Consider the following 6,058-nt stretch of genomic DNA (forward strand, 5'->3'; position numbering starts at 1 on the left):
CGGCGGCCTTTTTGCCCGGCTGCGACCGTCTTCAGCGGCCCGCGAGCTTGGCGAGGCGCTTGGCGGCCTCGTCGATGACCTCCTCGCGTTTGCAGAAGGCGAAGCGGATCAGGTGGCGGCCCGCCTCCTGGTGGTCGTAGAACACCTGGGTGGGGACGGCCACCACCCCGCAGCGCTCGGGCAGCGCACGGCAGAAGTCGACGCCGTCCGTGCCACCCGATCGGGTGATATCGGCCGTGACGAAGTAAGTGCCCTCGGACGGCAGGACGTCGAAGCCGGCCTCGGCCAGCCCGGTCACCAGCCGGTCGCGGCGCGCCTGGAGCCCGGCGCGGAAGCCGGTGAAGTAGTCGTCCGGCAGCCCCAGCGCGACCGCGACGGCGGGTTGCAGCGGTCCCGCGTTCACAAAGGTGAGGAACTGCTTGACCCGGGTGAGCGCCGACACCAGCGGCGCCGGGCCGGTCGCCCAGCCGATCTTCCAGCCGGTGCACGAGAACGTCTTGCCCGCCGACGAGATGCGCAGGGTGCGCTCCCGCATCCCCGGCAGGCTGGCGAGCGGCACGTGCGGCTCGGCCGCGTCCGTGAAGACCAGGTGCTCGTAGACCTCGTCCGTGACGGCGTACGTCTCGTGGGTCTGGCACAGGGCGGCGATCAGGTCGAGCTCGGCGCGGGTGAACACCTTGCCGGTGGGGTTGTGCGGTGAGTTGAGCAGCACCATCCGGGTGCGCGGCCCGAAGGCGGCGCGCAGCTCACCCTCGTCGAAGGCGTACCGCCCGCCGTGCCCCGGCCGCAGCGTGACCGGCCGCCGCACGGCGCCCGCGAGCGCGATGGAGGCCGCGTACGAGTCGTAGTAGGGCTCGAAGCAGACGACCTCGTCGCCGGGCTCGCAGAGCGCCAGGATCGCGGCGGCGACCGCCTCGGTGGCGCCGGCCGTGACGACGATCTCGCTGTCCGGATCGCGGGTCAGACCCCAGAAGCGCTGGTCGTGCGCGGCGATCGCCTGCCGCAGCGCCGGAATGCCGGGCAGCGGCGGATATTGGTTGGCCCCCTCGCGCAGCGCCCGCGCGGCGGCGTCGAGCATCTCGGCCGGCCCGTCGGTGTCCGGAAAGCCCTGCCCGAGGTTGATCGCGCCGGTGCGGACGGCCAGCGCGGACATCTCGGAGAAGATCGTGGTGCCGAACGGGCGCATCCGTTCGACCAGCGGGTCGCTCGTCATCGTGTCGGTTCCTGTCGCAGCGTGTCGGCCGCTATCGCAGCGCGAAATGGGTGCAGGAGGCATTGGCGAACGTACCCGTGTCGGAGCTGCGCTGCTTGACCTCTTCGCCGTTCACCAGCACCCGGCAGCTGATCGTGCCGTCCGGCTCACCCGCGCGTACCGCGAAGACCGACAGCAGGGCGGGCGTCTGCATCTCGGTGGTGAACTTCCACGGCAGCTTCACGTTTTCCAGCCGCTGGGGCGTCTCACCGATCTTCTCGACATAGACCAGCTGCGCCGCCGGCCCGTCGCCGCTCACCTCGTACGTCACGGTGATCTTCTCGCTCAGCTTCCCGTCCGCCCCGGGCAGATCGGTCGGCAGCTCGGGCAGGTCCGGATCGACAGTGGGCAGATCGGTGATCGGCTTGACCGCCTCCTCCGCCCGTTCCGCCACATTGCGCGCGATGAGCACGCTCGCGGTCGCCACGCCCCCGCAGAGCAACAGCGTGACCGCCACGATCACCGCGATGATCGGCACATTGCTCTTCCGCGGCGGCTTGCCCGGCTGCTGGTATCCGGGCGGGGGAGCGCCGCCGGGCGGCGGATAACCACCCGCGTAGCCGTCGGCCGGATATCCACCCGCCGAGTAACCGTCACCCGCCGAGTAGCCGTCACCCGCCGGATAGCCGCCACCGGGCGTGTTGGCGTCGCTCGGTGGGTAGCCGCCCGAAGCGAGGTGGCCGTCGTAGGGCGAGCCGCTGGGGGCGCTGTAGGGCGAGCCGCTGGGGGCGCTGTAGGGCGAGCCGCCGGGATCGCTGTAGGGCGAGTCGCTGGGGGCGCTGTAGGGCGAGTCGCTGGGGGCGCTGTAGGGCGAGCCGTATCCCGGTGGTGCGTAGCCGGGCGGCACGTGGTCGGAGGGCGCGGCCGGAAACTCCGCCGTGGGCGGATAGTCCCGATCCGCGGCCTCCGGCAACGACGCGTAGCCGGGCTGGAACGTCGGCGGCCGTGGCGCCGGCGGCGACTGGGGCGCGGACGGTGGCGGCTGGGGTGGCGATGCCGGTGGCCCGGATGCCGGCGGCGGCCGATGGGAGTCGGACGCGTCACTCGACGGGGTGGACCAGGGCTGTCCCGAGGCCGGGGCCGGCGGCCCGCCGGCCTGCGCTGTCCGGTCGGGGTCCGGTGGTGACTTGTCGGGCTCAGGATGGCTGCTCAACGTCTCTCCCGGGACGAGCGCTGGGGCAGTGCGCGTCAGCCGACGGTACGCCAGTGGCGCCAGCCGATCGGCGCCGCCACCCGCCTTTCGGCTCGTTTTGCGCACGTCGCATGCTCGAAAGGGTGCTTCTCGCGCATGACGGATGAGCGATCGTCGGATACGCTGCCGGGCATGTGTGGCATCGTGGGGTACGTCGGCGGTCGTCCGGCGCTCAGCATCGTTCTCGACGGCCTGCGCCGGCTGGAGTACCGCGGATACGACTCCGCCGGCGTCGCGGTCATCAACAGCGACACCGTTCTGACCGAGAAGAAGGCCGGCAAGCTGGCCAACCTGGAGAAGGCCCTCGCCGACCGGCTCTCCGACGACATCGCCACCGGCACCACGGCGATCGGGCACACCCGCTGGGCGACGCACGGCGGCCCGACCGACCGCAACGCCCACCCGCACCTGTCGGCCGACGGCCGGGTGGCCGTCATCCACAACGGCATCATCGAGAACTTCGCCCGGCTGCGCGCCGAGCTCGAGGCGACCGGCGTCGAGTTCACCAGCGACACCGACACCGAGTGCGCTGCCCACCTGCTCGCCGCCGAGGTGCGCGCGCTGCGCGAGTCCGGCGCCGTGGACGGCCCGCAGCTGCTGGCCGAGGGCATGCGCCGCACGGTGAGCCGGCTCGAGGGCGCGTTCACGCTGCTCGCCGTCGACGTGCAGGTGCCCGGGGCGGTCGTCGCCGCCCGCCGCAACTCGCCGCTGGTCGTCGGCCGCGGCAAGGGCGAGAACTTCCTCGCCAGCGACGTCTCGGCCTTCATCGAGCACACCCGCGACGCGATCGAGCTGGGCCAGGACCAGGTCGTCCTGATCACCCCCGACGCGATCGAGATCACCGGCTTCGACGGCTCGCCCGCGGCCGGCCACGAGTTCCACATCGACTGGGACGCGTCCGCCGCCGAGAAGGGTGGCTACGACTACTTCATGCTCAAGGAGATCGCCGAGCAGCCGCAGGCGATCGCCGACACCCTCCTCGGCCGCCTCTCCGACCGCGGCGAGATCGTGCTCGACGAGGTCCGCCTCACCGACCAGGACCTGCGCGACATCGACAAGGTCTTCATCGTCGCCTGCGGCACGGCCTACCACGCCGGCATGGTCGCCAAGTACGCGATCGAGCATTGGGTCCGCATCCCGTGCGAGGTCGAGCTGGCCAGCGAGTTCCGCTACCGCGACCCGATCCTCGACCGCTCCACCCTGGTGATCGCGATCAGCCAGTCCGGCGAGACGATGGACACGCTGATGGCGGTGCGCCACGCCAAGGAGCAGAAGGCCCGCGTCCTCGCCATCTGCAACACCAACGGCTCCACCATCCCGCGCGAGTCGGACGCGGTGCTCTACACCCACGGCGGCCCCGAGATCGCCGTCGCGTCGACGAAGGCGTTCCTCACCCAGCTCGTCGCCACCTATCTGATCGGCCTCCACCTGGCCCAGATCCGCGGCGTCATGTACGCCGACGAGGTCGCCGCCGTGGTGGAGAAGCTGCGCAGCACCCCCGACGCCCTCCGCGAGCTGCTCAACTCCATGGAGGACGTGCGCGCCCTGGCCCGCGACCTCAAGACGGCGTCCACCGTGCTCTTCATCGGCCGGCACGTCGGCTTCCCGGTGGCCCTCGAGGGCGCCCTGAAGCTGAAGGAGCTCGCCTACATGCACGCCGAGGGCTTCGCCGCCGGCGAGCTCAAGCACGGCCCGATCGCCCTGATCGACGAGGGCACCCCGGTCGTCTGCGTGGTCCCGTCCCCGGCGGGCCGCGGAGTCATGCGCGACAAGGTCGTCTCCAACATCCAGGAGGTACGCGCCCGCGGTGCCCGCACCATCGTGATCGCCGAGGAGGGCGACGAGGACGTCCGCGCCTACGCCGACCACCTGATCCCGGTCCCGCACACCCCCACCCTCCTGGCCCCGCTGATGACCACGGTGCCGCTGCAGATCCTCGCCTGCGAGATCGCCGCCGCCCGCGGCCACGACGTCGACCAGCCCCGCAACCTGGCCAAGTCCGTCACCGTCGAGTGACCCGCTAGCCCCGAAGGCCGCCCCACCCGCCCAACCGGCACGGGGCGGCCTTCCTCGTCCCGGCAGAGTCGGGGTGGGTGGCGTCATCGGGCTGTGCCGAGGGTTATGGCGGCCATGGTGTCGAGGGCCGGGTTGCCGGGGTTCCAGTAGCCGACGTGACCCTCCGGGCGGCTCGGGAAGACCCGTGCGCCGAAGCCTGGGTCGCTCGGGTTGTGGCCGAACCACAGGTCGTCCTCCGGGTGGCCGAAGGCCAGCCACGGGCCGGCGAACGGCACGGCCGCCGCCACGGCGAGGTCGCGGCCCAGCCCACCGGGCGCCACCGCCGCCCACTGGATCACGTCGTCGCGGGCCGTCGTCGCCCAGACCTCCCCGGACGGCACCCGGAGGTCGCGCGCGGAATCGGCCCCGACGCCGGGTGAGCCCACGAAGACGACGCTGTCGGCGTCGAGCCCGGGCCCGGCGGCCGCTCGGCCCACCACCAGCGACCCGTAGCTGTGGCCCAGCACGGTCTGCCTCGCGGGCGGCCCCTCGTGCCCGGCCCGCAGGCCCTCCTGGAAGCGGCGCAGCACCGGCGCCGCCGCCTCGGCCTGGCGGGCGCTCGCCGCCTCGCCGACGAAATCGGGAGCGTCGTAGTCGAGCCACAGCACGGCGCTCGACGCGGCGCCCGGCCCGAGCTCGGCGGCGCGGACCGCGACCCGTTCGGCCCGGGAGAGCTCGCCGCCGAACGACGCCAGGCCGGCCGTCATCCCCGGGACGTGGGTCAGCACGTTGTCGGCACGGTCCGGATCGCCGAGCGCGACCACCACCCGCCCCTCACCGGCCGGATCGAGCCGAAGCAGGTAGGCGCGAGGGCCGTCCCCCTCGGCCAGCCGATCGCTCAGCGCGGCGAGCCCGTCGCGCACCTGGCGCAGGCGGTCCCGTTCCGGCCCGCGAGCATCGGCGATGGCCCGGTCGATCTCGGCGCGCCGGTCGTCGAGCAGCAGACGGTTGGCGATGTCACGCTCGCCCGCGGGAACGCCGTCGAGCCCCGCGATCACCCCCGGCTCTGTGGCCAGAAGCCACTGCCTCTGCGCCGGCGGCAACCCGGCCCACCATCTGCCGACCTCGCCGGGCGGCGCGGTGCAGTCGGGACGCCCGGCGCCCGGCGGCTCGGCCGGCGCATGCAGCGCCTCGGCCACCCGCCCCAGGCGCTCGGCGGCGCTCGCGTCCGCCCGCGCGGCGGCATCCAGCGCGGCAGCGGGGACGTCGGCGGGTGGGCCGGCGCTGGCCAGGAGGCGGCGGGCGCGTTCGACGGCGGCGGCGAACTCGCTGACCGCCTGGTCGGCCCGCCAGCACTGCGAGCGGAAGAGGACCAGGCGGCGGCGCAGACCGGCGAGCCGCCGGGACGCGGCGGTCGCGGCCCCGCCCGTCCAGGAACGGCCGAGCGCGACCAGCCGGGCCGTCAGTTCGGCGGCCAGGCGGCCGGCCAGCTCGGCCCAGCGGCGCCAGGAGAGCGCGAGCGCCCGCCACCGGCCGGGATCGGTGGCCCGCAGACGGGCGTGGACCACGCCGGGATCGGCCGTCATCGGGTCAGCCTCGGGCGGGTCGTGGCGCGGGGG

Annotated in this window: 4 protein-coding genes; 1 reads left to right on the forward strand and 3 read right to left on the reverse strand. The window is 73.5% G+C overall.

Going from position 1 to position 6,058, the window contains the following annotated elements:
- Positions 1 to 31: 31 nt before the first annotated feature.
- Both Ade02nite_RS13515 and Ade02nite_RS13520 read right to left on the reverse strand, forming a co-directional pair.
- Positions 32 to 1,213, reverse strand: coding sequence for a pyridoxal phosphate-dependent aminotransferase (locus Ade02nite_RS13515; protein ID WP_203761955.1), 1,182 nt, complete (start codon positions 1,211 to 1,213; stop codon positions 32 to 34).
- A gap of 31 nt (positions 1,214 to 1,244) precedes the next feature.
- Positions 1,245 to 2,405, reverse strand: a complete 1,161-nt coding sequence (locus tag Ade02nite_RS13520) for an MmpS family transport accessory protein (RefSeq protein ID WP_203761956.1) — start codon at positions 2,403 to 2,405, stop codon at positions 1,245 to 1,247.
- A 171-nt stretch (positions 2,406 to 2,576) separates the two neighbouring features.
- On the opposite strand from Ade02nite_RS13520, the gene glmS reads away from it, so the two are divergent.
- The gene (gene glmS / locus Ade02nite_RS13525) at positions 2,577 to 4,460 is read left to right on the forward strand and encodes a glutamine--fructose-6-phosphate transaminase (isomerizing) (protein WP_203761957.1); all 1,884 of its coding nucleotides are present in this window, start codon (positions 2,577 to 2,579) and stop codon (positions 4,458 to 4,460) included.
- A gap of 83 nt (positions 4,461 to 4,543) precedes the next feature.
- On the opposite strand, the gene Ade02nite_RS13530 is transcribed toward glmS, so the two are convergent.
- Positions 4,544 to 6,058: alpha/beta hydrolase (locus tag Ade02nite_RS13530; protein ID WP_438870977.1), on the reverse strand; the 1,515-nt coding region annotated here is incomplete at its 5' end.

The organism is Paractinoplanes deccanensis, from assembly GCF_016862115.1.
GTDB lineage: Bacteria > Actinomycetota > Actinomycetes > Mycobacteriales > Micromonosporaceae > Actinoplanes > Actinoplanes deccanensis.